The organism is Streptomyces sp. NPDC002156 (assembly GCF_053593675.1).
Genome location: NZ_JBSFDA010000025.1, coordinates 36,069 through 61,236, shown reverse-complemented (window position 1 = coordinate 61,236; position 25,168 = coordinate 36,069). Strand labels below are relative to the sequence as shown.

Sequence of the window (25,168 nt, the reverse complement as noted above, 5' to 3'; positions counted from 1 at the left end):
AGGATATGCCGGGACACCGACACTGCCCGGCGCGGGTAACCTCGGCCGGATGACGCGCCGTTTCCGCATCCAATCGCCCGGCGAGGACGCCGACGACACCGCCTGGTACTGGTTCGAGGTCGAGGACGACGGCTGGGTGCTGCGGCAGGCGGTGTTCGAGGCGGGGCTGGCGATCCCGCGCTCCTGCGAGCCCCTGCAGAACGCCGACGGCACCACCTCGGGCGGTGCCTCGATGGCCGCCGCCCAGGCCCAACTGGCGCTGGTGCGCGAGCGGTTCGGGCGCCTGGGCGTCCAGCTCTACCAGACCGTGTACGGGGCGTTCACCGAGGGCGCCGTGGAGGTGCCGCCGGAGGCGGTGGACGTGACGGATTCGGAGTTCGAGCGGGCGTGGTCCACGGCCCTGCGGCACCGGCACCTGAGCCGCTACACCACGGGCCCGCTGCCGGAGGGCTCCCTGCTCACGGGCATGGTGTGCGCGCTGCCGTGGGGGCCGGGCCGGACGGGTCTGTTCGTCGACGTCAACCTGCCGGTCGACGCCTTCGTGGACATCGCCTGGCTGCCCTTCGACCCCGGCGACTGGCCGGTGGTCGGCACCGTCGCCGAGTTCGAGGTCATCACCCTGCGGTTCAGCTCGGCCCGCCCGCAGATCAGGCTCCGCCCGACAGAAGTTCCACCACCCGGCCAGCCGTGGCCGCGTCCCGCGCCGCGGTGAACGGCAGGACGTTGCCGCCGGTTATGCGGAACGGTTCGCCCGCGCGGGTCAGATGGGCGCCGCCCGCCTCCTCGACGAGGAGGATGCCCGCGGCGTGGTCCCAGGCGGCCTCCCAGGAGAACGCCGTGGCGTCCAACTCGCCCCGGGCGATGGCCAGATACTCCAGGCCCGCCGAGCCGCACGCGCGCGGCTGCACGCCGTCCGTCCACAGGCCCAACAGGGCGCGCTTCTCTTCGTCCGTCGTGTAGTCCGGGTGGGAGGTGGCCACCTGGAGGTCACGGCCGGGCTCGGGCGCGCCCGCGAGCAGGGGTGTGCCGTCGAGGAGGGCGCCCTGTCCGCGGATCGCCGTGGCGAGCTGGTCGCGGGCCGGGGCGAATGTCCAGGACGCGCGGACGACGCCGCGGTGGGCGAGCGCGACGAGGGTGCAGAAGCCGGGGTCGCCGTGGACGAACTGGCGGGTGCCGTCCACGGGGTCGACGATCCAGACCGGTGCGTCGCCCTGTATCGCCTCGTACGAGGCGGGGTTGGCGTGCACCGCCTCCTCGCCGACCACGACGGAGCCGGGCAGCAGCTTGGGCAGCACCTCGGTGAGATACAGCTCGGCCTTGCGGTCGGCGTCCGTCACCAGGTCGTGCGGGCCGCTCTTCTGGTCGACCTCGTGGGCGGCGAGTTGACGGAAGCGCGGCATTATCTCGGTGGCCGCCGCCTGGCGGACCGCTTCCTCGACGTCGGACGCGTGCCGTGCGAGAAACTCTTCGATGGTTTCGGTGTCTCCGATCATGCCTCCATGAGAGCATGCGCCACTGACAATCCCCGCCCGGCCGGTGGACATGGGGTGGAATCGCCCTGAACACCGGGATTCGGACATCAGCGTCCCACGGCGTACCCCTGCATTCCCCGGGGATTGGCCGCCGCCGACAGGACTCCCGTCTCCGGGTCCCGGGCGACCGCGCACAGCCGGCCCTCGGACCAGCCGCCGCCGACCGTCACGTCGTGCCCCCGCCGACGCAGCTCCTCGACCACCCCGCCCGGCATCCGAGCCTCCACGGTGACGCTCCCGGGGCGCGTCCCGCGCGGGTAGAAGGAACTCGGGAAGCTGTCGTTGTGCCAGTTCGGGGCGTCGATCGCACCCTGGAGGTCCAGGCTCCCGCGCACCCTCGGGCGCAGGGCGACGGCGAGGAAGAAGTGCAGCTGCCACTGGTCCTGCTGGTCCCCACCGGGCGTACCGAACGCCAGCACAGGCACCCCGTCGCGCAGCGCGACCGAGGGCGTGAGGGTGGTCCGGGGCCGGCGGCCGGGAGCGAGAGAGCCCGGCAGGCCCTCCTCCAGCCAGGTCATCTGGAGCCGGGTGCCGAGCGGGAAGCCCAGCTCGGGCACGACGGGGTTGGACTGGAGCCAGCCGCCGCTGGGCGTGGCCGCGACCATGTTGCCCCAGCGGTCGACGACGTCGAGATGGCAGGTGTCGCCCCGGGTACGGCCGTCGGCGGCGACATCAGGTTCACCCGGCACGGGCGAGGCCGGAGGCACGGCCACGGTGGGCTCCCCGACACCCGGCACCCCGCCGACCGCGCCCCCGGCCCCGACCGTCGGCTCCCCGGCCCCCAGAGCGCTGAACCCTGGCTCGTCCGTGGCCACCACGCGCGCGCGTGCGCACAGCTGCGGGCTGCGTCCGTCCGGGCTGCCGGGCCGCAGCTCGTACGAGGCCTTGCCGCCGACAAGGGCCCGCCGGGCGGCGTTGTAGTGGTCGGACAGCAGCTCGTCGAGCGGCACGTCGGCCCCGCCGGACGCGTCCCCGTACCAGGCCTCCCGGTCCGCCATGGCGAGCTTGCAGCCCTCGATCAGCAGGTGGACGTAGTCGGCGGACCCGTACTCGGGCAGCTCCGGCGGGAGGAGCGCGAGCTGCTGGAGGAAGGCGGGGCCCTGGCTCCAGGGACCGGCCTTGCAGAGGGTCCAGCCCTGCCAGTCGTACGTCGCCGGGGCCTCGTAGGTCGCGGACCAGGAGGCGAGGTCGCCGGCGGTCAGGGTGCCGGTGTGACGCTCGCCGCTGGTGTCCATGGTGGGCCGCGCGGACTGCCGTACGAGCGCCTCGGCGATGAAGCCGGTGCGCCACACCTCCCGTGCCGCCTCGATCTGGGCGATACGGTCCCCCGCCCCGGCGACCTCGGCGAGCAGGCGCTTCCAGGTGGCGGCCAGGGCGGGATTGCGGAACAGCTCGCCGGGCCGGGGCGGCTGTCCGCCGGGCAGGTACACCTCCGCGGACGAGGTCCACTCCGTCTCGAACAGTTCCCGTACGGTCTCGACGGTCGCGCCGATGTTCTCCACGGGCGCGTGCCCGTCCTCGGCGTACCCGATGGCGTACTCGAGGACGTCGGCGAGCGGCTTGGTGCCGTGGTCGCGGAGCAGGAGCATCCAGGCGTCGAAGGCACCGGGCACGGCGGCGGCGAGGGGCCCGGTGCCGGGGACGAGGTCGAGGCCGAGCCCCCTGTAGTGCGCGATCGTGGCCCCGGCGGGCGCCACGCCCTGCCCGCACAGCACCCGCACCTCACCGCCGGCCGGGGCGAGGATGATCGGCACCTCGCCGCCGGGCCCGTTGAGGTGCGGTTCGACGACATGCAGGACGAAGCCCGCGGCGACGGCGGCGTCGTACGCGTTGCCGCCGTCCTCCAGGACAGCCATCGCCGACTGCGAGGCCAGCCAGTGTGTGGAGGACACCATCCCGAAGGTGCCCTGGAGCGTGGGTCGGGTGGTGAACACGGGCGACTCCTTCACTACGGCACACGATCCGATGATCGTACGTACCCCCCACCGGGCACAGAGCGCCAGTCACCTTTGAGGCATTCGGAAAGATTGATCGCATTGATAGTGATTGATAGTGAATTGCGCACTGTCGACGCCGATTTGCGCATTCTGACGGACAGTCCGGGCGGCCGATCATGAAGGACAGTCATCGCACAGCCACGGAGCGAGTTCTTACTTCCGCCCCACAGGCAGTCATGTGACACTGGCGTCCCGTCCGGAGTGCGGACCCCCCTCCGCACCGTCCCCCACGAGAAGTGCGCCTTGAGCCTTCCTCTGCCGCTCGCGCTCGTCACCCGCCTGGCGCCGGTCGCCGTGCTCGCCACCGCCGGCTGGGCGTTGTCCTCGGGTCCGCTCGCCGCGTCGCCGACCGCCGACGAACCCGAGGCGGCCGCCAAGGGCGCGTCCTCGACGCCCACCGCGCCCTCGACCTCGGCGGCCTCGAAGACCTTCACCGCCGCGCCCGCACCCTGCTCGGCCGTGCCCCCGGGCACCATCAAGTCCCTTGTCCCGGGCGCCAAGGCGGCCGGCAAGGAGATCCCGTCGACGGACACGGAGGCGCGCCGCACCTGCTCCTGGAACGCGCTCAAGGGGTACGACTACCGCTGGCTCGACGTGTCGTTCGAGCTGTCCGACACGGACGCGGCGGCGGAGAAGACGTACAAGGACCGGATGACGGAGAAGAGCGGCGGCGGGGTCGTGCCGGGTCTCGGTGACGCCGCCTACTCCGTCGTGAACCTCACCACCGAGGACAAGCAGCAGACCCGCGAGGGCGTGGTGCTGGTCCGCGCGTCGAACGCGCTGGTGGTGATCACGTACAACGGCAGCGACTTCGAGTCGAAGAAGGCGCCCAGCACGGATGTGATCAACAAGGGCGCCATCAAGGCCGCCCGGGACGCGGTGGCAGCGCTGGAGGGCGGCCGGTAGAACCGGCCGCCCTCGCACGTCACTTCACAGGGTCAGACCTCCGTCTTGCCCTTCCCGGTCGCCACCATCAGCACCAGGTAGAGCACCATCGACGTGCCCAGACCCACGGCCCAGCCGTAGTTCGCCAGTGAGGACAGCGCCGGGATGGGCCGCCCGTCGATCAGCGGGGCGAAGTTGGCGCCGCCGATCGCCAGCACACCGCCGACCAGGAACGCGACGACCGCGCGCCAGTTCCAGCCGTTCTCGTACCAGTAGCGTCCGCCGGCCTTGTACAGGTCGGCGAGGTCGAGCTTGCCGCGGCGCAGGATCCAGTAGTCGGCGATGAGGATGCCGGCGACCGTGCCGAGCAGCCCGCCGACCAGACCGAGCCAGGTGAAGATGTAGCCCTGCGGGTCGGAGTACAGCTTCCACGGGAAGATCAGCACGCCGAGTACGCAGGTGGCGAGCGCGCCGGCCCGGAAACTTATCTTGCGGGGCGCGATGTTGGAGAAGTCGAAGGCCGGGGAGACCAGGTTGGCCGCGACGTTCACGGACAGGGTCGCCACCAGCACGGTGACCAGGGCGAACAGCAGCCCGAAGACGTTGTCGGTCTTGGCGGCGAGCTGTACCGGGTCCCAGATGGCCTCGCCGTACACGGCCTGCGAGCCCGAGGTGACCATGACGGACAGGAACGCGAAGAGCGTCATCGTGGTCGGCAGACCGAGCGCCTGCCCCCAGGTCTGGGCCTTCTGGCTCTTCCCGTACCGGGTGAAGTCCGGGATGTTCAGCGACAGCGTGGACCAGAAGCCGATCATGCCCATGAGGGCGGGCGCGAAGATCTTCCAGAAGTCCGCGCCGTAGCCCAGCTTGGAGGGCTGGTCGAGCAGCGGGCCGAAGCCGCCGGCCTTGTCGGCCATCCACCACAGCATCACGCCGGCGCCGACGAGGACGAAGGGCGCGGCCCAGTTCTCGAAGCGGCGGATCGTCTCCATGCCCCGGTAGATGATCGCTACCTGGATCGCCCAGAAGATGGCGAAGGACAGCCACATCGTCCAGGCGTAGCCGCCGATCTTGCCGGCGTCGCTCCAGCCGTTGCCGATGAGCTTGCCGGCGAGGAAGTAGATCGCCTCGCCGCCGATCCAGGTCTGGATGCCGAACCAGCCGCAGGCCACCAACGCCCGTACGACAGCGGGGAGGTTGGCGCCGCGGATGCCGAAAGAGGCGCGGGCGAAGACGGGGAAGGGGATGCCGTACTTGGGCCCGGCGTGTCCGGTGAGCAGCATCGGGATCAGTACGATCACGTTCGCCAGGGCGATCGTGAGCACGGCCTGCTTCCAGTCCATGCCCACGGCGATCAGACCCGAAGCGAGGGTCCAGGAGGCCGTGTTGTGGGCCATGCCCACCCAGAGCGCCGAGAAGTTGTACGTGGTCCAGGTGCGCTTCTCGATCGGAACCGGCAGCAGGTCCTCGTTGGCGTACGGCCCGCTGGGTGCGGGCGCGTCGGGGGAGATCTCCACCCGGCCGTCGGGGAGGGTGAGTTGGGCGGACGGCGGTATTGCCGTGGGAGCGGTGTCGGTCATGGGCAGGCCAATCAATGAGGTGGGTCGGGAAAGGCCGTGCGGGTGGCGCGTTGGGGGACGCGCACAGAACACCCGGGGGTGTCCTGACCCCCTCCCCGGCAACCTGAACGCCGGGGAGAGGGAGATGGTGGGGACGACGCTGCATTTCCCGGGGGATAACCCCCGGACCCCCAGCAGAAAAGCAGGTCGGCTGGAGGAACCGGCGCAGACGACGCGAGGCGAAGCCGGATAACACGCGTACGTCAGGCGTTGACGGCCGGGATCACCGTTGATCCGTAGGCGTCGATGACGGTTTCCTGGGCGTCGTGCATGTCGTAGACGGCGAACTGGTCGACGCCCAGTTCACGCAGCTTGTTGAGCTTCTCGATGTGCATCTCAGGGGTGCCGATGATGCAGAACCGGTCGACGATCTCGTCGGGCACGAACTGGGTGTCGGGGTTGTCGGCGCGGCCGTGATGGGAGTAGTCGTACCCCTCACGGGCCTTGATGTAATCGGTGAGTTCCTCGGGTACGGCGGCGGAGTGTTCGCCGTACTTCGACACCAGGTCGGCGACGTGGTTGCCGACCATCCCGCCGAACCAGCGGCACTGTTCGCGGGCGTGGGCGAGCGCCTCGGGCGAGTCGTCCTCGGTGATGTACGCGGGGGCGGCGACGCAGATCTTCACCTCGGACGGGTCACGTCCGGCGGCGACGGCGGCGTCCTTGACCGTCTTCACCATGTACTCGGTGAGGTAGAGGTCGGCGAGCTGGAGGATGAACCCGTCGGCCTCCTCGCCGGTCATCTTGAGCGCCTTGGGGCCGTACGCGGCCATCCAGACGGGGAGTTCGGCGCCCGGCTTGACCCACGGGAACTTGATCACCGTACCGCCGAGGTCGGCCTCGTCGCCGCGGCCGAGCGAGCGGATGACCTTCATCGCGCCGCTGATCCGGGCCAGCGTGTTGGGCGAGCGGCCGGCGACGCGCATCGCGGAGTCGCCGCGGCCGATGCCGCAGACCGTGCGGTTGCCGAACATGTCGTTGAGGGTGGCGAAGGTGGAGGCGGTGACCTCCCAGGTGCGGGTGCCCGGGTTGGTGACCATCGGGCCGACCGTCAACTTCTCGGTGCTGGAAAGGATCTGACTGTAGATCACGAACGGTTCCTGCCACAGCACGGCGGAGTCGAAGGTCCAGCCGTACGTGAAGCCGTTGCCCTCGGCGCGCTGCATCAGCTCGATGACACGCGAGGCCGGCGGGTCGGTCTGCAGGACGAGGCCGAAGTCCATTAGCGCTGCTCCTAGTTCAGATCAGGTACTGACAGGTGGAGCGGGGGGTGTAGACGCCGTGACCCGCGCGTCCGGTGAACTCCCGCTCGGTGATGACGAGTTCGCCCCGCGAGAGGACGGTCTCGACGCGGCCGGTGATCCGCTTGCCCTCGTACGCCGAGTAGTCGACGTTCATGTGGTGCGTCTCGGCGGAGACGATCTGCTCGGCCGTCGGGTCGTAGATGACGACGTCGGCGTCGGCGCCCGGGGCGATGGTGCCCTTCTTCGGGTAGAGGCCGAACATCCGGGCCGGGGTGGCGCAGGCGATCTCGATCCAGCGGCGGCGGCTGATGTGCCCGTCGACGACGGCCTGGTGGAGGAGGTCCATGCGGTTCTCGACGCCCGGGAGCCCGTTGGGGATCTTCGAGAAGTCGCCGCGGCCCAGCTCCTTCTGCCCTTCGAAGCAGAAGGGGCAGTGGTCCGTGGAGACGACCTGGAGGTCGTTGGTCCGCAGCCCCCGCCAGAGCGCGGCCTGGTGGTCCTTGGGCCGAAGGGGCGTCGAGCACACGTACTTTGCGCCCTCGAAGTCCGGCTCGGCCAGGTTGTCCGTCGACAGGAACAGGTACTGCGGGCAGGTCTCGCCGAAGACGTTGAGCCCCTCGTCGCGCGCCCGTGTCAGCTCGGCGACTGCCTCCTGCGCCGAGACGTGGACGACGTACAGGGGTGCCCCGGCGACCTGCGCGAGCTTGATCGCGCGGTGCGTGGCCTCCGCTTCGAGGAGGGCCTTGCGGACCTCGCCGTGGTAGCGGGGGTCGGTCTCGCCCCGGGCCAGCGCCTGCTCGACGAGGACGTCGATCGCGATGCCGTTCTCGGCGTGCATCATGATCAGGCCGCCGTTCTCGGCGGAGCGCTGCATGGCGCGCAGGATCTGGCCGTCGTCGCTGTAGAAGACGCCCGGGTAGGCCATGAACTGCTTGAAGGAGGTCACGCCCTCCTCGACCAGCAGGTCCATCTCCTTCAGCGTGTCCTGGTTCACGTCGGAGACGATCATGTGGAAGGCGTAGTCGATGGCGCAGTTGCCGTCGGCCTTGGCGTTCCAGGTGTCGAGTCCGTCGCGCAGCGACTGGCCGACGCTCTGCACGGCGAAGTCGATGATCGTGGTCGTACCGCCCCAGGCGGCGGCCCGGGTGCCGGTCTCGAAGGTGTCCGAGGCGGCCGTACCGCCGAACGGCAGTTCCATGTGGGTGTGCGCGTCGACGCCGCCGGGGATGACGTATTTGCCGGTGGCGTCTATGGTCCGCTCGGCGCTCCACGCCTCGGCGGTGGCGCTTCCGCTGGTGGCGAGGGCGGCGATTCGGCCGTCCTCGATCAGGACATCGGCGTGGATCTCGTCGGACGCGGTGATGACGAGTCCGCCGCGGATGACGGTACGGCTGCTCATGGGATGACAACTCCGCTGGTTGTGTGAAGAGTGCGGGTCGTGTGTGGCTGGTCGCGCAGTTCCCCGCGCCCCTGGGTGGGCGCGGGAACCCGGCGTCTACTGGTTACGGTGCGGTCAGGGGGCCATACGCCTCCGGGCGGCGGTCGCGGTAGAACTGCCAGCGGTCGCGGACCTCGCGGAGTTTGTCCATGTCCAGGTCGCGGACGACGAGTTCGGTCTCCTTGTCGCTCGCCACCTCGCCGACGAACTGTGCCTCCGGGTCCACGAAGTACGAGGTCCCGTAGAAGTCGTTGTCGCCCAGCTCCTCGACGCCGACCCGGTTGATCGCGCCGACGAAGTACTCGTTGGCGACGGCCGCAGCAGGCTGCTCCAGCTGCCACAGGTAGGCGGACAGACCGCGCGAGGTGGCCGACGGGTTGAAGACGATCTCGGCGCCTTCGAGGCCCAGCGCACGCCAGCCCTCCGGGAAGTGCCGGTCGTAGCAGATGTAGACGCCGATCTTGCCCACGGCGGTGTCGAAGATCGGCCAGCCCGCGTTGCCCGGACGGAAGTAGAACTTCTCCCAGAATCCGGCGACCTGCGGGATGTGGTGCTTGCGGTACTTGCCGAGGTACGAGCCGTCCGCGTCGATCACGGCGGCCGTGTTGTAGAGGACGCCCGGCTGCTCCTCCTCGTACATCGGCAGGACGAGGACGATGCCCAGTTCCTTGGCCAGCGCCTGGAAGCGCTTGACGATCGGGCCGTTCGGGATCTGCTCGGCGTACTCGTAGAACGCCTTGTCCTGGACCTGGCAGAAGTACGGTCCGTAGAACAGCTCCTGGAAACACATGACTTGAGCACCCTGCGCCGCGGCGTCGCGGACCGCCTGCTCGTGGACCTGGATCATCGACTCCTTGTCGCCCGTCCAGGCAGTCTGGAAGATGGCGGCGCGAATCACCCTGCTCATCGGGACCTCCGGTCACTCGGTGTACGCCGAGCCTAGGAAGCCTGGAGATCGGGTTTGAGTTGCACGGTGTCACGCCTGCGGGCGTTCGGCGTTCCACGGTGTCACCCTGACTTGGGCCCATGTTTCACCACTGTTTTCCCAGGTCCTCTGATGTTTCGAAGCGGTAAGACGGAGCAATGGAGCGTGCGGTCATCGGCCTTGCTGAGCGTCGTGCGCGAGGAGCGCGATATGCACGGAAGCGGCCTGCTCGAAGTCGTCGAGATCGAGCCCGAGCCGCGCCTCTATCGCCTCCAGACGGCGGTAGAGCGCAGGTCGCGAGACATGGTGCAGTTGCGCGGTACGTGACTTGTTGCGCCCGGTGGCGAGATAGGTCCGCAGCACGGGCAGCAGCTCCGACTCGCCCTCGACCCCGCACAGCAGCCCGTCCAGCTCCCGCTCCGCGAACGCCTGGACATGCGGATCGTCGCGCAGCAGCCGGACAAGCCCGCGAAGGCGTACGTCCCTCAGGTACACCAGGACCGGCAGATCCTGCCCCGCCGGGGTGTCCGCGACAGCGGCGGCGACGTGCAGCGCCTCCCGCAGTCCGGTGGGTACGTCGTCCCAGGAGCCGAGCGCCTCGGCAGCGGCCACGACGGTCCGGGCCCCGGCGGTCTCCGTACGCAGCCGGAGCGCGAAGTGGGCGGCGAGCGCCTTGGCGTCCTGGTCCCGGGCGAGGCTCAGCAGGACGGCGGTGGCGTCGTCGGCCAGCTCGGCGACCAGCCCCGGCAGCCCCAACAGGCGTAGTACGCGGTCGAGTTCGGCGGGGTCGCCGTCCCGTACGACGAGCGGCACGAAGGTCCGCCGGTTGACGGGCAGTCCGGCGGCCCGCGCGCGCGGGAGCAGTTGCCTGGCCGGTACGACGCCGCTCACCAGGTCCGTGAGCAGGCTCTGCGCGGACTGCTCCTCCCAAGTGCGCACGGAGCCCCCGAGCATGCGGTGCAGGACGAGCGCCTCGGCGGCCCGGTCGGCGAGCAGCCGCCCGGTGGCGACGTCGCCGCGATATCCGCAGAGCACGATCCGCCCCCACCTCTCCCCGCGCCCGCCCAGCTCGGCCCGGATCCATCCATCGCCCTCGCTGCCGCCCGCCTGCCGGGAGATGCGCTCCCAGTCCCGCAGCACGTCGTCGACGGACGACCGGTCCCCCGAGGTGGCGAGGACGCGATGGGCGAGGTTGGTGACGACGACGGGACAGCCACTGTGTGAGGCGACCTCGTCGAGCAGCAACTGCATAGGGGCGCCGGAGGTGATGAGCCCGGTGAGAGCGGTCCGCACGGCTTCCGACAGGCTCACGGCGGCGAACTTCCGCCGTACCAGCCGGGATTGGACCTCCTCCGTCAACTCCGCGAAGGGGAACGGCCGATGGAGCACCACCATCGGCAGCCCGCACCGCTCGGCCGCGCGCCGCATGACGTCCGGCGGCGCGGGAAAGGCCCGGCCGAGCCCGAGAACGACGGCGGCGGCCTCCGCCCGGTGCAGCGACCGGATGTACTCGGCCTGGGCCTCCTCGTCCCCCGCGAGCAGGACGCCTGTCGTGAGCACCATCTCGCCGCCGCTGAGCATCACGCCGACATCGGCGGCCTCGGCGACATGCACCCAGCGCACGGCCCGGTCCAGATGCCCGGCCCCGGCCACCACCTCGGGCTCGCCCGCGAGCACCCGTTCCAGGCCGAGGACCTGACGGACGGACAGAGCGGGTTCCAAGGTGGTGGTCGTAAGCATGGGGCCGACTTTCTTGCTGTGGTCCTGCTGTGGTGTTACTGGACGCAGCTCCTCAGAGCTCGTTCGAGGATCGCGGCGCCCTCCTCGGCCTCCGCGACGGTGAGCGACAGCGGCGGTGCGATGCGCAGCGCGCTCGTGTTGTGGCCGCCTCCCTTACCGAGGAGCAGCCCCTTCTCCCTGGCCGCTTCGAGCACGGCGGCGGCGGTCTCCGGGTCGGCGGTGTCGGTACCGGGCTTCACCAGCTCGACGCCGATCATCAACCCGCGCCCACGGACCTCCCGTACGCCCGGAAGCTGCGCGGCGACGCCCCGCAGCCGTTCGATGAGCAGTCCGCCGACGCGCCGGGCGTTGCCCTGGAGGTCGTGTTCCAGGAGGTACGTGAGGTTGGCGAGGCCGGCCGCCATGGTGATCTGGGTGCCGCCGAAGGTCGAGATGGAGTTGGAGTCGAGGCAGTTCATGATCTCGGCGCGGGCCACGACGCCACCGATGGACATGCCGTTGCCGATGCCCTTGGCGAAGGTGATGATGTCCGGCGGACCGTTCTCCGCGTGCGCCTGCCAGCCCCAGAAGTGTTCGCCGGTGCGGCCCCAGCCGGTCTGCACCTCGTCGGCGATCCAGAGGATGCCGCGCGCCGCCAGCACCTCACGGAAGGCCGCGTACAGCCCGTCGGGTGGAGACGTGAAGCCCCCGACGCCCTGGATCGGCTCGGCGATCAGGGCGGCGGGCGGGCGGACATGACCGAGCAGGTCCTCCAGGTCGGCGACGCACGCGGCGATGAACTCGGCGTCGCTCAGGTCGGCGTACGGGCCGCGCGTGCGGACGCCGCCGTGGACGTACAGGGTCTGCAGCGGGGACAGGGAGGTCGGGGACCAGCCCTTGTTGCCCGTGATGCCGACCGTGCTGAACGAACGCCCGTGGTAGCTGTTGCGCATCGCCAGGATCTGGTTGCTGCGCCGGTAGGAGGTGGCGAGGAGGAGGGCCGTGTCGTTGGCCTCCGTGCCGGAGGTGGTGAAGAAGACACGGGCGTCCGGGATGCCGGACAACTGGGCGATCCGCTCGGCCAGTTCGACCATCGGGCGGTTGAGGTAGAGCGTGGACGAGTGGATGATCCGCCCGGCCTGTTCGCTCACCGCCTTGGTGATCTCGGGCAGCGCGTGCGCGGTCATCGTGGTGAGGATGCCGCCGAAGAAGTCGAGGTACTGCTTCCCGTTCGCGTCCCACACGTACCGGCCCTCGCCGTGTGTGATCTCGATCGGGTCCTCGTAGTAGAGGGCGAGCCAGTCCGGCAGGACGGCCTTGTGACGCCCGTACAGATCGCTCACGGCTGCACCAGCCCTTCGTACGCGTCCGGCCGCCGGTCCCGGTAGAAGGCCCACTGCTGCCGGACTTCCTCGATGAGATCGAAATCCAGGTCCCGCACGACGAGTTCCTCGTCCTTGTCGCTGGCGACCTCGCCGACGAACTGGCCGCGCGGGTTCACGAAGTACGAGGTCCCGTAGAAGTCGTTGTCCCCGTACTCCTCCTGCCCCACCCGGTTGATGGCGGCGATGAAGTACTCGTTGGCGACGGCCGCGGCCGGCTGCTCCAGCTGCCAGAGGTAGGCGGAGAGGCCGCGCGAGGTGGCGGACGGGTTGTAGACGAGCTGCGCGCCGTTGAGGCCCAGCTGCCGCCAGCCCTCGGGGAAGTGCCTGTCGTAACAGATGTAGACGCCGATCTTCCCGACGGCCGTCTCGAAGATCGGCCAGCCGAGGTTGCCGGGCTTGAAGTAGTACTTCTCCCAGAACCCCTTGACCTGCGGAATGTGGTGCTTGCGGTACTTGCCGAGGTAGGTCCCGTCGGCGTCGATCACGGCCGCGGTGTTGAAGTAGAACCCGGACTGCTCGACCTCGAACACGGGGACGACGATGACCATGCCCGTCTCGCGCGCCAGCTCCTGCATACGAACCACCGTCGGCCCGTCGGGCACGGGCTCGGCCCAGCTGTAGTGCTCGGGCTCCTGGACCTGGCAGAAGTAGGGGGCGTTGAAGACTTCCTGGAACCCGATGACCTTGGCACCCTGCCGGGCGGCCTCACGGGCGTGCTCCACATGTTTGGCGACCATGGACTCGGTGTCGCCGGTCCAGGTGGCCTGAACCAGAGCGGCACGTACGACGTTGGCCATGACCTGCTCCTTCCGGCTGGATGTCAGAGAGCCTCTACGCCCGTAGACAGAGGTCGTAGGGGCTTGAAAGTAAGCCTCCGGAACAGCCTTGCCAAGACCATCGCCGTTAACCCGCGGAGTCGATCACGTTTCACACCCCGGTGGGCGAGTCCCACACACCCGGGTCACGCACTGTGGCCCGCCACCCGGAGTGCGTGCACCAGATCCCAGTAGCAGTCCTCGGACGCGCCCCGGGCCGCCTCCAGGAGCAGCGGCACGAGGTGCTGGGGGTCGGGGCCGACACTGCGGGCGGCCTCCTCGGGGGTGCGGACGCGGACGTACGCGTCGAGCAGCGCGCGTGCCTCGCGCTGTCTGCCCTCCTCGACGAGCCCGAGCACGGCCTCGCCGACCTCGTGGGCCGGCCGCACGATGCCCTGCCGCAGGATCTGCTGGCCGTCGTTCCCCCGCCCGGCCGCGACGAGCGCATCGGCAGCGGCGACCAGCTGGCCGGCCGGCAGGGACGCGGCCTCCCAGAGCAGGGTCGCCCAGTCGGCGCCTAGCCCGGCGCGGTGCAGCTCGGCGGCGAGCAGCGGGAAACGGGCGGCGGGCCAGTAGGCGGCCTCGACGAGCAGCGCGTGCGCCTCCCCGCTACGCCCCTCGCTCCGCAGTCGTACGAGGCTACGGACGGCGTCGATCGTGTCGTGCCGGGCGTCGTCGTCCAGCGCCTCCCGCTTGGGCGCGGCGGGCTTCGCGGCAGCGGCGGACCCGGCGAAGCGCGCCCCGCGCGGGGTACGGCGGGTCGGGGCGGCCGGCGCGGGCATGACCGGCATCGAGGTGGGGTCGACGGTGGGCGTGGCGCCGGTGTCCGCGTCGTCCATCATCCCGGCGAACCGGGCGCTGCCACGGGTGCGGCGCTTGGAGCGCTGCTTAGAGGCGCGGCCGGGTTCCGGCACGGGGTCGGGTTCGGGGGTGACGGCTGGGGCCGGGGGGTCGTACCAGTCGGCGGGGAGCTGTGGTGTCGTGCGCCCGACCGGGGGTTCCGGGGTGTCGGGGGCGTCGGCCTGGCGGGGGTCCTCGTGGTCGTCCGCGCCGCCGGAGCGGCGGATGTGACCGCGCCAGGGGCGCAGGTCGTCGTCGGAACCCGGCCCGCCAGGGTCGTGGTCGTCTCCGTGACGGGCGGGACCGGAGCCGTCCGGGGCCTGCGTCTGGGAGTCGCGCCCGTCCTCGTACCCGGCGGCCTGCCGGTCGTCCGCCCTCTGTCGGCGGGGGCCGCGCTCGTCGTCGTACCAGCCAGCCGTGTCGTCGGCCGCGCCCTGCCGGCGGGCGCCGCGCCCGTCCTCGTACCCGACAGCCGTCCCGTCGACCGAGCGCTGTCCGCGGACGCCGTCCTCGCCGTCGTACCAGCCAGCCGTGTCGTCAGCCGCGCCCTGCCGGCGGGCGCCACGCCCGTCCTCGTACCCAACGGCCGTCCCGTCGACCGAGCGCTGTCCGCGGACGCCGTCCTCGCCGTCGTGCCAGGCGGCCGGGTCGCCGGTCGGGCGGTGCTCGTCGGTGTCGAGGTCGGTGCGCTGCCTGGGCAGGTTCAGTGCGTCGGCCGGGTGCTGGACGTTCTGGACGCGGGCGGCGAACAGGCCCGCCTCGTCGTCGGGGTCGCGGCGGGGAATGGTCGCGCCGCTCACCGCCCGGCGGGCCAACTGGTCCAGGCGGGACCGGAGTTCGGCGCAGCGCGCGGTGGCGCGTTCGTGGTCGTCGTGGGCCCAGGCGAGGTCGAGGCGGAAGCCCTCGGCCTCCTCGTGGGTACCGGCGGAGTTGAGCAACCGGCCCAGTTCGGCGAGCCGTTCGGCGGCGTACTTCTGTTCGCGGAGCATCACGTCGAGCCGGTCGCCGAGGGTGTCGCGGGCGCCGGGCCGGGTGTCGAACGCGGTGAGCGAGGCCTGGTGCAGGGCACGCGCCCGCTCGGCCTCGGGGGTGACGGCACCGGTTCCGTATTCGGTGGCGAGATCCTGGAGCAGCGCCTCCACGACGTCCCAGGGCGGCACTTCGTACCCCTCGAGACAGGCGCGCATACCGTCGGGGTCGCGCTGCCAGAACACGCCGCACCAGCCCGCGCCCTGGTCGAGGCGGGCCAGCAGGCCGCTCAGATACCGCGCGAACTCCCGCACCTGCCCCGGGAGTTGTTCCACCGCCATGATGTCCACCCCATGCCCGAACGGAGTACTCCGCCCCGTAGAAAACACCAGTCGTGTTACGGAAGGGCTACGGGGGGTTTTCGGACCGGACGCAGAGTACCGCGCACCCAGCGGAACGTGATGTGAACCACGGTCACAATGGCCGGAACCGCGCGACGGGACTCACGCCGCGACCGGGGCGAGTGGCGCGCACTGCCCGACGAGTTCGTCCATGGAGAGTCCGAGGACCCGCGCGAGGGCCGCGACCGTGAAGAACGCCGGCGTCGGCGCCCGTCCGGTCTCGATCTTGCGGAGGGTCTCGGCGGAGATTCCGGCGCGGGCCGCGATCTCCGCCATGCTGCGGCCACCACGCGCCTCACGCAGCAGCCGACCGAGCCGCTCGCCGCGTTCACGCTCTTCGGGGGTGAGAGGAGTGCGTACCATGCCGCCATTCTAATACCGGTATAGTAATTGGCATGGTGGAACTCAAGACAGACACAGCGATCGATGCCATGTACGAGACGGGCCAGGTGGTCGGCAGAGGCCTGACGGCCGTCCGAGCGGCCGCTGACGTGGGCGTTTCCCTTCGGGAGCTGGACGAGGTGGCGCACGAGGTGCTGCGCGCGGCGGGAGCGACCTCCCCCTTCCTCGGCTACCGCCCCTCCTTCGCACCGACGCCGTTCCCGGCGGTGCTCTGCCTCTCGGTGAACGACGCGATCGTGCACGGCATCCCGGACGACTACCGGCTGCGCGGCGACCTCGTCTCCGCCGACTTCGGCGCCGAACTGGGCGGCTGGGCGGGCGACTCGGCGATGAGCTTCGTCGTGGGCGAGCCGCGCCCGGCCGACGTACGGCTCGTCGAGACCGCCGAGCGGGCCCTCGCGGCGGGCATCGCGGCGGCGGTCGTCGGCAACCGCATCGGCGACATCGCGCACGCGATCGGCGAGGTGTGCCGTACGGCGGGGTACGGCATCCCGGACGGCTTCGGCGGCCACGGCATCGGCCGCCGGATGCACGAGGACCCGCCGGTCCCGAACGAGGGCCGCCCCGGCCGGGGCATGCCGCTGCGCCACGGCCTGGTCCTGGCGATCGAGCCCATGCTGATCGGCAGCGGCAAGGACGGCTACCACGAGGCCCCGGACGGCTGGACCCTGCGCACGAACGACGGCTCCCGCGCGGCCCACGCCGAACACACGGTGGCGATCACCGAGTCGGGGCCCCGGATCCTCACGGCACGCCAGGAAGCGCACACGAGCCGGGCGTGACGTACGGCTCCATGCGCATCAGGAACGGCACTTCGGCGGACGCGGAGAGCATCGCGGCCCTGCACACGGCCAGTTGGCGCAGCGCGTACACCGCGCTCATGCCCGCCGCGTACCTGGCCGGCCCGCTGGCGGCGGAGCACCTCGCCAAGTGGCAGGCCCGCACGGCCGACCTGTCACCGGACCGATGCCTCCTGCTGGCCGAACAGAACAACGAACTCCGCGGCTTCATCCACCTGGACACGGCCACGGACGGCCGCGTCCACGTGGACAACCTGCACGCCCGCCCGGACCACGTCGGCACCGGCATCGGCCGCACCCTTCTGCACGAAGGCTTCGCCTGGGCCGCCGGCCACCACCCCGGCCAGGACATCTACCTGGAGGTCCTGGCCGGCAACACCCGCGCGATCGCCTTCTACGAACGAGCGGGCGGCCTGCGCACGGCCGAACGCCCACTGCGGATGGCCGCGGGCTTCACGGTGCAGGAGATCGAGTACACGTGGCCGTCGGCGGAGGTCCGCGTGTACAGGGACGGGCCGCCGGCCTCGTAGCCGCGCACGCGAGTAGATCCTCCCCGCGACAACCGCCCGCGGCTACGAGGGCCAGCCACCGGCCCCACACACCGCCGCCCGCCCTCGGCGGACCAAGGACGCCGCGCCGCGAGCACGTCCGCCCTGTGACTGCGCTCCGCCGCTCCAGGTGCGGCCGACCGCCCGGAGCCCCCCCCGGCCGACCAAGGACGCCGACCGCACACGAGCACACCTGCGCCGCAGCCGTGGTCCGCGACCACGAGGAGGACCAACCGGCACCGAACACGCCGCAACCGCCCGCCCCGGCCGCAGGCCGCAGGCCGCAGGCCGCAGGCCGCAGGCCGCAGGCCGCAGGCCGCAGGCGAGTCTGCCCGGCCTCGTTGCCGTAGGCCGCGACCGCGAGGACGGGCGGTCGGCATGCATCAGCCAGACACCGCCCGGAGCCCCCCGGCCGGCTCAGGACGCCGGCCGCACCACCATCGCCGAGCCGCCGCCCCGGCGTACCGTCTCCGCTGCCGCCAGCCACTTGCCGTTCGGGAGGCGTTGTACGCCGGTTGCCGCGCCGATCTCGGGGTTGAGGCGGAAGCCGTGGCCGATGGCCTCCAGTTTGGTCCTCAACTCGCTGTTCCACAGGGCCGGTTCCAGCTCCGTGGTTGCCTGGTTGCGCTGGCTGGCGCGCGGTGCCGCGATGGCGTCGACCAGCGGAACGCCTCGGTCGAGGAAGCTCGTCAGGGTCTGCAGGACGGTCGTGATGATGGTCGCGCCGCCGGGTGAGCCGAGGGCCACGACCGGCTTGCCGTGGGCGTCCAGGACGATCGTCGGGGACATCGACGAGCGCGGTCGCTTGCCCGGGCCGGGCAGGTTCGGGTCGGGGACGGCCGGGCTGGCCGGGGCGAAGGAGAAGTCGGTCAGCTCGTTGTTGAGGATGAATCCGCGGCCCGGGACCGTGATGCCGCTGCCGCCGGTCTGCTCGATCGTCAGCGTGTAGGACACGACGTTGCCCCACTTGTCGGCCACCGTCAGGTGCGTCGTGTTCTCGCCCTCGTACGTCGTCGGCGCCGCGACCCCGGCGGTGTTGCAGGCGGCGGGGTTGCGCGGGTCGCCCGGTGCGACCGGGCTCGTCAGCACCGCGTCGTCCTTGATCAGGCACTCGCGCGAGTCGGCGTACGACTGCGACAGCAGCTCCTTCGTCGGTACGTCCTCGAAGGCCGGGTCGCCCACCCAGCGCCCCCGGTCCGCGAAGGCGATCCGGCTCGCCTCGATGTAGCGGTGCAGGAACTGGACCTCGCTCGCCTTCGAAAGGTCCGTCTTCTCAAGGATGTTGAGGGCTTCGCCCACCGTCGTCCCGCCGGACGAGGAGGGGGCCATCGAGTAGACGCCCAGGCCCCGGTACGAGGTCTTCGACGGCGCCTGGCGCTTCGCCCGGTAGGCGGCGAGGTCCGTCAGCGACAGCTTGCCGGGGCGCGCGTTGTAGCCCGAACCCGGGTCCACCGGCGGCTCGTTGACCGTGTCGACGATCTCCTTCGCCAACTTGCCCCGGTACAGGGCGCCGACGCCCTTGCGGCCCAACTCCTCGTACGTACGCGCCAGATCGGGGTTCTTGAACGTCGACCCGACCACCGGCAGCGCCCCGCCCGGCAGGAACAGCTCCGCCGTGTCCGGGAAGTATCTGAACCGCGCCTCGTTGGACGCGGTCTGCGACCTGAACGTGTCGTCCACCGTGAAGCCGTCGCGCGCCAGCCTCTCCGCCGGCTTCAGCAGCGTACCGAGCCGCTTGCTGCCCCAACTGTCCAGCGCCGCCTGCCAGGTCGCCGGTGTGCCCGGCGTACCGACGCCAAGGCCGCTGGTGACGGCGTCGGCGAAGGCGATCGGCTGGCCGTTCTCCAGGAACAGGCCCGAGTCGGCCGTCAGGGGTGCCGTCTCGCGGCCGTCGATCGTCTGCACCGTACGGGACTTGGCGTCGTAGAAGACGAAGTAGCCGCCTCCGCCGATGCCGTTGGAGTAGGGCTCCGTGACCCCGAGCGCGGCGGCCGTGGCGACGGCGGCGTCCACCGCGTTGCCGCCCTTGCGCAGGATCTCGATCCCGGCGGCCGAGGCGTCCGCGTCCACGCTCGCCACGGCACCGCCGTACCCGACGGCGACCGGGACCTTCTCCGGAGCGGTATCCGCCGGCGTGGCGCCGGAGGGTGGCGCCGCCGCCCCCACCGACACCACAGCAGCCGAAACCGCCAGGACCGCCAGATTCCGCGCGACAGGGCGACGCATCGATACCTCCAGTCAACAGCCGTCCGCGCAGCGTAACTTCATCCCCGTGGTCCCGTAAGGGCCCCTCGAACACCGGTCCGGTCGACCGCTAACATGCGCGCCCATGACTGACGATGTGCGCAATATCGTCCTCGGTGTGGTCGCGGCCGGTATCAGCGCAGCCCTCGGCTGGCTGGCCCGCACCTATCTGTGGAGGCGCAAACTCCGCCGCAAGCAGGCCTTCTTCGGGCTGCCGGACAACTCCGAGTCGCTGCTCGTGGTGAACCGCGAGGCCGGTGGCCCCGAGCTGACGGTGATGCGCCACGACGTGTTCGCGCTCCTGGAGCTCTCCGCCCTCATCAAGGACTGCAACGCCCACGCCCAGGTCGTCGCCCACGACGCCGCACAACAGGGGTTCGGCGAGCGGACGGAGTTCTGCGTGGGCGGTCCGGCCTCCAATCGCCGCATGCTGGCCCATCTGCACTCGCTGCTGCCCGGCGTCCGCGTCAACGTCGACGCCGAACCCGGCCCGGACCGCGGCGCCTTCCAGATCGGCACCGAGCGCTACCGGCTGGAGGGGGGCAAGAGCGAGTACGTGATCCTCGCGCGGCTCACCGCCGGCCAGAGCGGCGAGGCCCGGCCGGTCTTCCTCTTCTGCGGCCAGCGCGCGATCACCAACCAGGCGGCGACCCGCTATCTCGCCCGCAACCACGAACGGCTGGCCCGCAAACACGGCAACAACTCGTTCGCCCTGCTCCTGAAGGTCGTCAACTCGCAGGCGTACGGGCCCGATGTCGTCGAGGTCGTCACGGACATCACCCGGGTGGCACAGACACCGCTGCCCGCCGTCGCCCCGCGCAGCACCCACCGCGCTTCCTAGCCCGCGGTGGTGGAGCGCGGTCTCCGGAACCAAGGAGAGCGGCGCCCACGTCGCGTACCTCTGCGACGTGGGCCCGCTCGGCCTCGGCGAGCTGGTCGGCCCGGGCGACCCGCTCCGCGTCGAGCACAACCCGACCGGCGCGCAGCTGACCTCCTCCTCGCCGGAGCACGACGCCTCACTGGTGTCGGTACCCCTGCGCGAGCAGTGATCTCCGGCTGCCGCCGGGCGAACGCATGCCCTTCTACTACTGCCCGCCTGGCAGCAGCGTCCCTGATTCGGCCGGTGCCACGTCCACGGCCTCGGTCCCCATCCCCGTCGCGGACCGGCCGGGTCGCCAACACCACGGGGATGAACCGCAAATCGTAGTCGAGGTTCGCCGCGGCCGATTTCCCGCCCCGGCCGGCGTCGGCCGTCAGTGCTTGAGGATCTTGGAGAGGAAGTCCTTGGCGCGGTCGCTGCGCGGGTTCGTGAAGAACTCGTCGGGGCTGCGGTCCTCGACGATGCGGCCGTCGGCCATGAACACGACCCGGTTGGCGGCCGAACGGGCGAAGCCCATCTCATGGGTGACGACGACCATCGTCATGCCCTCGCGGGCCAGTTGCTGCATGACCTCCAGGACTTCGTTGATCATCTCCGGGTCGAGTGCCGACGTCGGCTCGTCGAAGAGCATGACCTTGGGGTCCATGGCGAGGGCGCGCGCGATGGCCACACGCTGCTGCTGGCCGCCGGAGAGCTGGGCCGGGTACTTCGGCGCCTGCGAGGCGAGGCCCACCCGGTCGAGGAGCTCACGGGAGCGTCTGTCGGCCTCGTCCTTCTTCCGCCCCCGCACCTTGACCTGCCCCAGCGACACGTTCTGCAGCACGGTCTTGTGGGCGAAGAGATTGAACGACTGGAACACCATCCCGACTTCGGCCCGCAGTCGCGCGAGCGGCTTGCCCTCGTCGGGCAGCAACTGTCCGTCCAGCCTGATCGTCCCGGACTCGATCGGCTCCAGCCTGTTGATCGCCCTGCACAGAGTGGACTTGCCCGACCCGGACGGCCCGATGACGACGACCACCTCCCCCCTGCCGACGGTGAGGTTGATGTCCTGGAGAACATGCAGCTCACCGAAGTGCTTGTTGACTTCCTGCAGCTCGATCAGCGGATCGACGGCCATGCCCAGCCCTACTTACTCTCAGCTGTGTCGTGGTTGCCGCAAACTATCCACACAAGAGTGGAGTGAGGACACGACACGCACTTTTCGGTCATAAGCCGTATTTACGTCAGCCATACCCCCGGCACTCCCCCCTCGGCTAGGACTCCGCGACCTCCGCGTACAGCTGCGACAGCTCGGGGGCACCGCTGGACGCCCACGCGTGACCGGAGGCGACGACGTCGAACTCACGGCCCGACGACAGCCGTACGACGGGCTGGCCGTTCGGCCAGAAGTCCCAGGTGGCGCCCGGGACGGTCCGCACGATGACGGTGCCGAGGTAGAGGCCCGCGTCGTTGCCGAGCCAGGACAGTGCCTCCTCGTCGTCCCGCCAGCCCGGCAGCAGCTGGTCCAGCGCCTCCAACGAGGCGGCGGAGTCGTCGAGTTCGACGCCCTCCCGGCCCGCCTGGGAGCGGAGCAGCTCGCACTCGGAGAGAAGCCCGGCGACCGCCTCGGGGTCGTGCTCCCCCTCGGAGAACACCGCCACCCCTCGGGCGAGTCCATGCTTCTTGCGCCAGTTGCCCAGGAAAGGGATGTTCATACGTCCAGCGTGTCATTCACACCGCCGACCGCACCACTGGGCGCGCGGGGCCGCCGGTTCCGGCCAACTTCCTCGCACACCCGTGCCCGGCACACCTGCCGCATTGACGGGTACCTGGTACCTCTTTAGCTTCACACTGCATTGAGCGGCGGGCCGAGTCGACCGAGGGGACGCACATGCGCCGAGGTAGCCGAGTCGGGCGGGGACCGGGACTCCGAGGTCTCTGGGGCCCGGGCATCATCCTCGCCCTGTTCGCGACGCTCACCCCCCTGTCGTCGACGGCCGAGGCCACCGAACCCCTGCCCCTCACCCAGTACTTCGACAACACCGCGGTCAGCGACGACGCCCTCCCCGACGCGGCCGACTTCGACGGCTCGGGCGCCTCCCTGTCGGCCCAGGACCTGACGGCCGCCGGCTGGACCAGGGGCCGCGCCCTCACCGTCCAGGGCGCGAAGCTGACCTGGCCCTGCCGGGACCCTGGCGAGCCGGACAACGTCCGCGCGGCCGGCCAGCCCGTACGGGTGCGCGGGGAGGGCGACGCCCTCGCGTTCCTCCTCACCGCCACCGGCGGCTCCGAGGTGAGCGGCGCGGGCACGGTCTCGTACGCGGACGGCACGGAGTCCTCGTACCGGCTGACCGCCCCGGACTGGCGCACCGGCCCCCTCGGCGCCAAGGCGGTCGCCCTGCCGCATGTGAACACGCCGACCGGCCAACTCGCCGAGAAGGCACGGCTGTACGTCGTCACCGTGCCGATCGCACGCGGGCACGAGGTCGAGTCCGTCCGGCTGCCGTACGCGGCCGACCTGCATGTGTTCGCCCTCTCGGTACGGCCCGACACGGCCGCCTGGACGGGCAGTTGGGCGGCGCCGACCTCGACGTACGCGACCGTCGGCCCCTGGACCGACCGGACCCTGCGGCTGGTGGTGCACACCTCGGCCGGCGGGCCGCGCGTACGGGTCCGCTTCGACAACACCTTCGCGTCGGCGCCGGTACGGATCGGCAGCGCGACGGTGGCCGTGCAGTCGGCGGGCGCGACGGCGAGCGGTACGCCGGTGCCGCTGACGTTCGGGGGTGCGGCGGGGGTCGAACTCCCGGCCGGGGCACAGGCGTTCAGCGATCCGCTGGACTTCGCGGTGCCCGCCGACACCAACCTGCTGGTGAGCTTCCATCTGCCGGACACGGTGACGGCGGCCCCGCTGCACCGGCTCGCGCAGCAGCGTTCGTACGTCAGCGAGCCGGGCGACCATACGGCGGACGGCTCCCCGACGCCGTACACCTCGACGCTGACGACGTGGCCGCTGCTGACGGGCGTCGACGTGGGTGAGGGTCCCGGGTCGGTGGTGGTGCTCGGCGACTCGATCACCGACGGCGAGCGCTCGACCCTGGACGCCAACCGGCGCTGGCCCGATGTCCTCGCCGACCGGCTGCGGGCCCAGAGCGCGGTTCCGCAGTACGGCGTCCTCAACCAGGGCATCGCCGCGAACCGCATCCTCACCGACCGCTATCCGGGCGACGGCGTCTCGACCGACTCGGGCGGGGTGAGCGCCCTGCACCGCCTGGACCGGGACGTCCTCGCCCAGACGTCGGCCCGTACGGCGATCGTCTTCCAGGGCGTGAACGACCTGCGGACGGGGGCGTCGGCGGGCGATGTCATCGCCGGGCTGGAGGAACTGGCGGCACGGGTACGGGCGCGGGGGCTGCGGGTACTGGTCGCGACGATCGGGCCGTGCGGGGGTGAGGCGCGGTGCACGTCTGTCGTCGACGGTCAGCGGGTCGCCGTCAACACGTGGATCCGCGAGGAGGCGGTGTCCGACGGTGGTTTCGACGGGGCCGTGGACTTCGACGCGGCGCTGCGGGATCCGGCACAGCCGACACGGTTGCTGGCCGCGTACGACAGTGGAGATCATCTGCATCCCGGCGACGCGGGGTTGGCTGCGCTGGCGGGGGCGGTGCCGTTGGGGGCGCTGGTTCCGTAGGCACCGTGGGTCTGGTGGCCGTCCCTGGGGGGCCAGGCACCGTTACACCTCCAGGTCCACCACCACAGGGGCGTGATCAGACGCCCCCTTCCCCTTGCGCTCCTCGCGGTCGACGTACGCGTCCTTCACCGCCCCGGCAAAGGCCTGGTTGCCGTACACCAGGTCGATGCGCATGCCCCGGTTCTTGGGGAAGCAGAGCTGGCGGTAGTCCCAGTACGTGAACGGGTGGTCGTACTTCAGGGGGCGGGGGACGACGTCCGTCAGGCCCGCCTCGCGCAGGGACGTGAGGGCCGCTCGCTCCGCCGGGGTGACGTGGGTGAGGCCTTCGAAGGCGGCCAGGTCGTAGACGTCGTCGTCCGTCGGGGCCACGTTGTAGTCGCCCAGGACCGCGAAGGGCCGGCTGCCTGCCGCGTCGCCGGCGACCGCTGCCTTCAGGGCCTCGAACCACTGGAGCTTGTAGGCGTAGTGGGGGTGGTCCACCTCGCGGCCGTTCGGTACGTACACCGACCAGACGCGGACCGGGCCGCAGGTCGCGGAGACGGCTCGGGGTTCCTCGACGCCCTCGTAGCCGGGGTCGCCGGGCAGGCCCCGCACCACGTCCTCAAGGCCCACGCGGGAGATCACCGCGACGCCGTTCCATCTGCCGGTCGCGTTGACCGCCGCCTCGTAGCCCAGCTCCCGCAGCTGGTCGGTGGGGAACTGCTCGGCGGCGACCTTGGCCTCCTGGAGGCACAGCACATCCGTGCCGGTGCTCTCCAGCCAGGCCAGCAGCCTCGGCAGGCGGGCGGTGATCGAGTTCACGTTCCAGGTCGCGATACGCATGCCCCACAACCTACCCGCCGGGTCTGACAACGC

The 25,168-nt window shown here is 70.9% G+C and carries 21 protein-coding genes and 1 pseudogene; 7 read left to right on the top strand and 15 right to left on the bottom strand.

The window, feature by feature from the left end; translation table 11 throughout:
* Positions 1-49 precede the first annotated feature (49 nt).
* On the top strand, positions 50-712 hold the full coding sequence (locus ACWCRB_RS13780) for a hypothetical protein (RefSeq protein ID WP_450996219.1): 663 nt from the start codon (positions 50-52) through the stop codon (positions 710-712).
* Here ACWCRB_RS13780 and ACWCRB_RS13775 read toward each other — a convergent pair.
* Both ACWCRB_RS13775 and ACWCRB_RS13770 read right to left on the bottom strand, forming a co-directional pair.
* The gene (locus ACWCRB_RS13775) at positions 648-1,493 is read right to left on the bottom strand and encodes an inositol monophosphatase family protein (protein WP_450996218.1); all 846 of its coding nucleotides are present in this window, start codon (positions 1,491-1,493) and stop codon (positions 648-650) included. The genes ACWCRB_RS13780 and ACWCRB_RS13775 overlap by 65 nt on opposite strands.
* Before the next feature lie 86 nt (positions 1,494-1,579).
* On the bottom strand, positions 1,580-3,466 hold the full coding sequence (locus ACWCRB_RS13770) for a gamma-glutamyltransferase family protein (RefSeq protein ID WP_450996217.1): 1,887 nt from the start codon (positions 3,464-3,466) through the stop codon (positions 1,580-1,582).
* A 306-nt stretch (positions 3,467-3,772) separates the two neighbouring features.
* Here ACWCRB_RS13770 and ACWCRB_RS13765 point away from each other — a divergent pair, with 306 nt between their 5' ends.
* Positions 3,773-4,435 carry a hypothetical protein gene (locus tag ACWCRB_RS13765; RefSeq protein ID WP_450996216.1) on the top strand — a complete coding sequence of 221 codons (663 nt, stop codon included), beginning with the start codon at positions 3,773-3,775 and terminating at the stop codon, positions 4,433-4,435.
* A 32-nt stretch (positions 4,436-4,467) separates the two neighbouring features.
* On the opposite strand, the gene ACWCRB_RS13760 is transcribed toward ACWCRB_RS13765, so the two are convergent.
* The 9 genes from ACWCRB_RS13760 to ACWCRB_RS13720 all read right to left on the bottom strand — a co-directional run bounded on the left by ACWCRB_RS13760 (position 4,468) and on the right by ACWCRB_RS13720 (position 16,132).
* Positions 4,468-5,994 (bottom strand): NCS1 family nucleobase:cation symporter-1, encoded by a 1,527-nt coding sequence (locus ACWCRB_RS13760; RefSeq protein WP_235473919.1) that lies wholly within the window; start codon positions 5,992-5,994, stop codon positions 4,468-4,470.
* Positions 5,995-6,236: 242 nt separating this feature from the next.
* Entirely contained in the window at positions 6,237-7,256 is a 1,020-nt protein-coding gene (locus tag ACWCRB_RS13755; protein WP_450996215.1) for a TIGR03842 family LLM class F420-dependent oxidoreductase, read from the bottom strand.
* Positions 7,257-7,272: 16 nt separating this feature from the next.
* On the bottom strand, positions 7,273-8,676 hold the full coding sequence (gene hydA / locus ACWCRB_RS13750) for a dihydropyrimidinase (RefSeq protein ID WP_450996214.1): 1,404 nt from the start codon (positions 8,674-8,676) through the stop codon (positions 7,273-7,275).
* 103 nt (positions 8,677-8,779) lie between these two features.
* Positions 8,780-9,622, bottom strand: a complete 843-nt coding sequence (locus ACWCRB_RS13745) for a nitrilase-related carbon-nitrogen hydrolase (protein WP_450996213.1) — start codon at positions 9,620-9,622, stop codon at positions 8,780-8,782.
* A gap of 189 nt (positions 9,623-9,811) precedes the next feature.
* Complete coding sequence (locus ACWCRB_RS13740; RefSeq protein ID WP_450996212.1) at positions 9,812-11,380, bottom strand: PucR family transcriptional regulator; 1,569 nt, start codon at positions 11,378-11,380, stop codon at positions 9,812-9,814.
* 35 nt (positions 11,381-11,415) lie between these two features.
* The gene (locus ACWCRB_RS13735; protein WP_450996211.1) at positions 11,416-12,702 is read right to left on the bottom strand and encodes an aspartate aminotransferase family protein; all 1,287 of its coding nucleotides are present in this window, start codon (positions 12,700-12,702) and stop codon (positions 11,416-11,418) included.
* Complete coding sequence (locus tag ACWCRB_RS13730; RefSeq protein WP_369031345.1) at positions 12,699-13,541, bottom strand: nitrilase-related carbon-nitrogen hydrolase; 843 nt, start codon at positions 13,539-13,541, stop codon at positions 12,699-12,701. The genes ACWCRB_RS13735 and ACWCRB_RS13730 overlap by 4 nt, the downstream gene beginning before the upstream one ends.
* Positions 13,542-13,705: 164 nt before the next feature.
* The gene (locus ACWCRB_RS13725; RefSeq protein ID WP_450996210.1) at positions 13,706-15,709 is read right to left on the bottom strand and encodes a hypothetical protein; all 2,004 of its coding nucleotides are present in this window, start codon (positions 15,707-15,709) and stop codon (positions 13,706-13,708) included.
* A gap of 162 nt (positions 15,710-15,871) precedes the next feature.
* Entirely contained in the window at positions 15,872-16,132 is a 261-nt protein-coding gene (locus tag ACWCRB_RS13720; protein WP_450408315.1) for a helix-turn-helix domain-containing protein, read from the bottom strand.
* Positions 16,133-16,164: 32 nt separating this feature from the next.
* On the opposite strand from ACWCRB_RS13720, the gene map reads away from it, so the two are divergent.
* Positions 16,165-16,953: a type I methionyl aminopeptidase gene (map, locus tag ACWCRB_RS13715; protein ID WP_450996209.1), complete on the top strand. Its 789-nt coding sequence runs from the start codon at positions 16,165-16,167 to the stop codon at positions 16,951-16,953.
* Complete coding sequence (locus ACWCRB_RS13710) at positions 16,950-17,501, top strand: N-acetyltransferase family protein (protein ID WP_450996208.1); 552 nt, start codon at positions 16,950-16,952, stop codon at positions 17,499-17,501. Before map ends, ACWCRB_RS13710 begins: the two co-directional genes overlap by 4 nt.
* Positions 17,502-17,936: 435 nt before the next feature.
* Here ACWCRB_RS13710 and ggt read toward each other — a convergent pair whose 3' ends face one another.
* On the bottom strand, positions 17,937-19,745 hold the full coding sequence (ggt, locus tag ACWCRB_RS13705; RefSeq protein ID WP_450996207.1) for a gamma-glutamyltransferase: 1,809 nt from the start codon (positions 19,743-19,745) through the stop codon (positions 17,937-17,939).
* A 103-nt stretch (positions 19,746-19,848) separates the two neighbouring features.
* Between ggt and ACWCRB_RS13700 the strand changes: the two genes are divergently transcribed.
* Together ACWCRB_RS13700 and ACWCRB_RS13695 are read left to right on the top strand one after the other, a co-directional pair.
* Positions 19,849-20,604, top strand: coding sequence for a hypothetical protein (locus ACWCRB_RS13700; RefSeq protein ID WP_369031351.1), 756 nt, complete (start codon positions 19,849-19,851; stop codon positions 20,602-20,604).
* Positions 20,605-20,617: 13 nt separating this feature from the next.
* Positions 20,618-20,812 (top strand): annotated as a pseudogene (locus ACWCRB_RS13695) (acyl esterase); the annotation flags it as partial.
* A 204-nt stretch (positions 20,813-21,016) separates the two neighbouring features.
* Here ACWCRB_RS13695 and ACWCRB_RS13690 read toward each other — a convergent pair.
* On the bottom strand, positions 21,017-21,760 hold the full coding sequence (locus tag ACWCRB_RS13690; RefSeq protein WP_450996206.1) for an amino acid ABC transporter ATP-binding protein: 744 nt from the start codon (positions 21,758-21,760) through the stop codon (positions 21,017-21,019).
* A 136-nt stretch (positions 21,761-21,896) separates the two neighbouring features.
* Complete coding sequence (locus tag ACWCRB_RS13685; RefSeq protein WP_405534641.1) at positions 21,897-22,337, bottom strand: DUF6278 family protein; 441 nt, start codon at positions 22,335-22,337, stop codon at positions 21,897-21,899.
* Positions 22,338-22,513: 176 nt separating this feature from the next.
* Here ACWCRB_RS13685 and ACWCRB_RS13680 point away from each other — a divergent pair, with 176 nt between their 5' ends.
* Positions 22,514-24,313 carry an SGNH/GDSL hydrolase family protein gene (locus tag ACWCRB_RS13680; RefSeq protein ID WP_450996205.1) on the top strand — a complete coding sequence of 600 codons (1,800 nt, stop codon included), beginning with the start codon at positions 22,514-22,516 and terminating at the stop codon, positions 24,311-24,313.
* 42 nt (positions 24,314-24,355) lie between these two features.
* On the opposite strand, the gene ACWCRB_RS13675 is transcribed toward ACWCRB_RS13680, so the two are convergent.
* Entirely contained in the window at positions 24,356-25,135 is a 780-nt protein-coding gene (locus ACWCRB_RS13675; protein ID WP_450996204.1) for an exodeoxyribonuclease III, read from the bottom strand.
* Between the last annotated feature and the right edge of the window lie 33 nt (positions 25,136-25,168).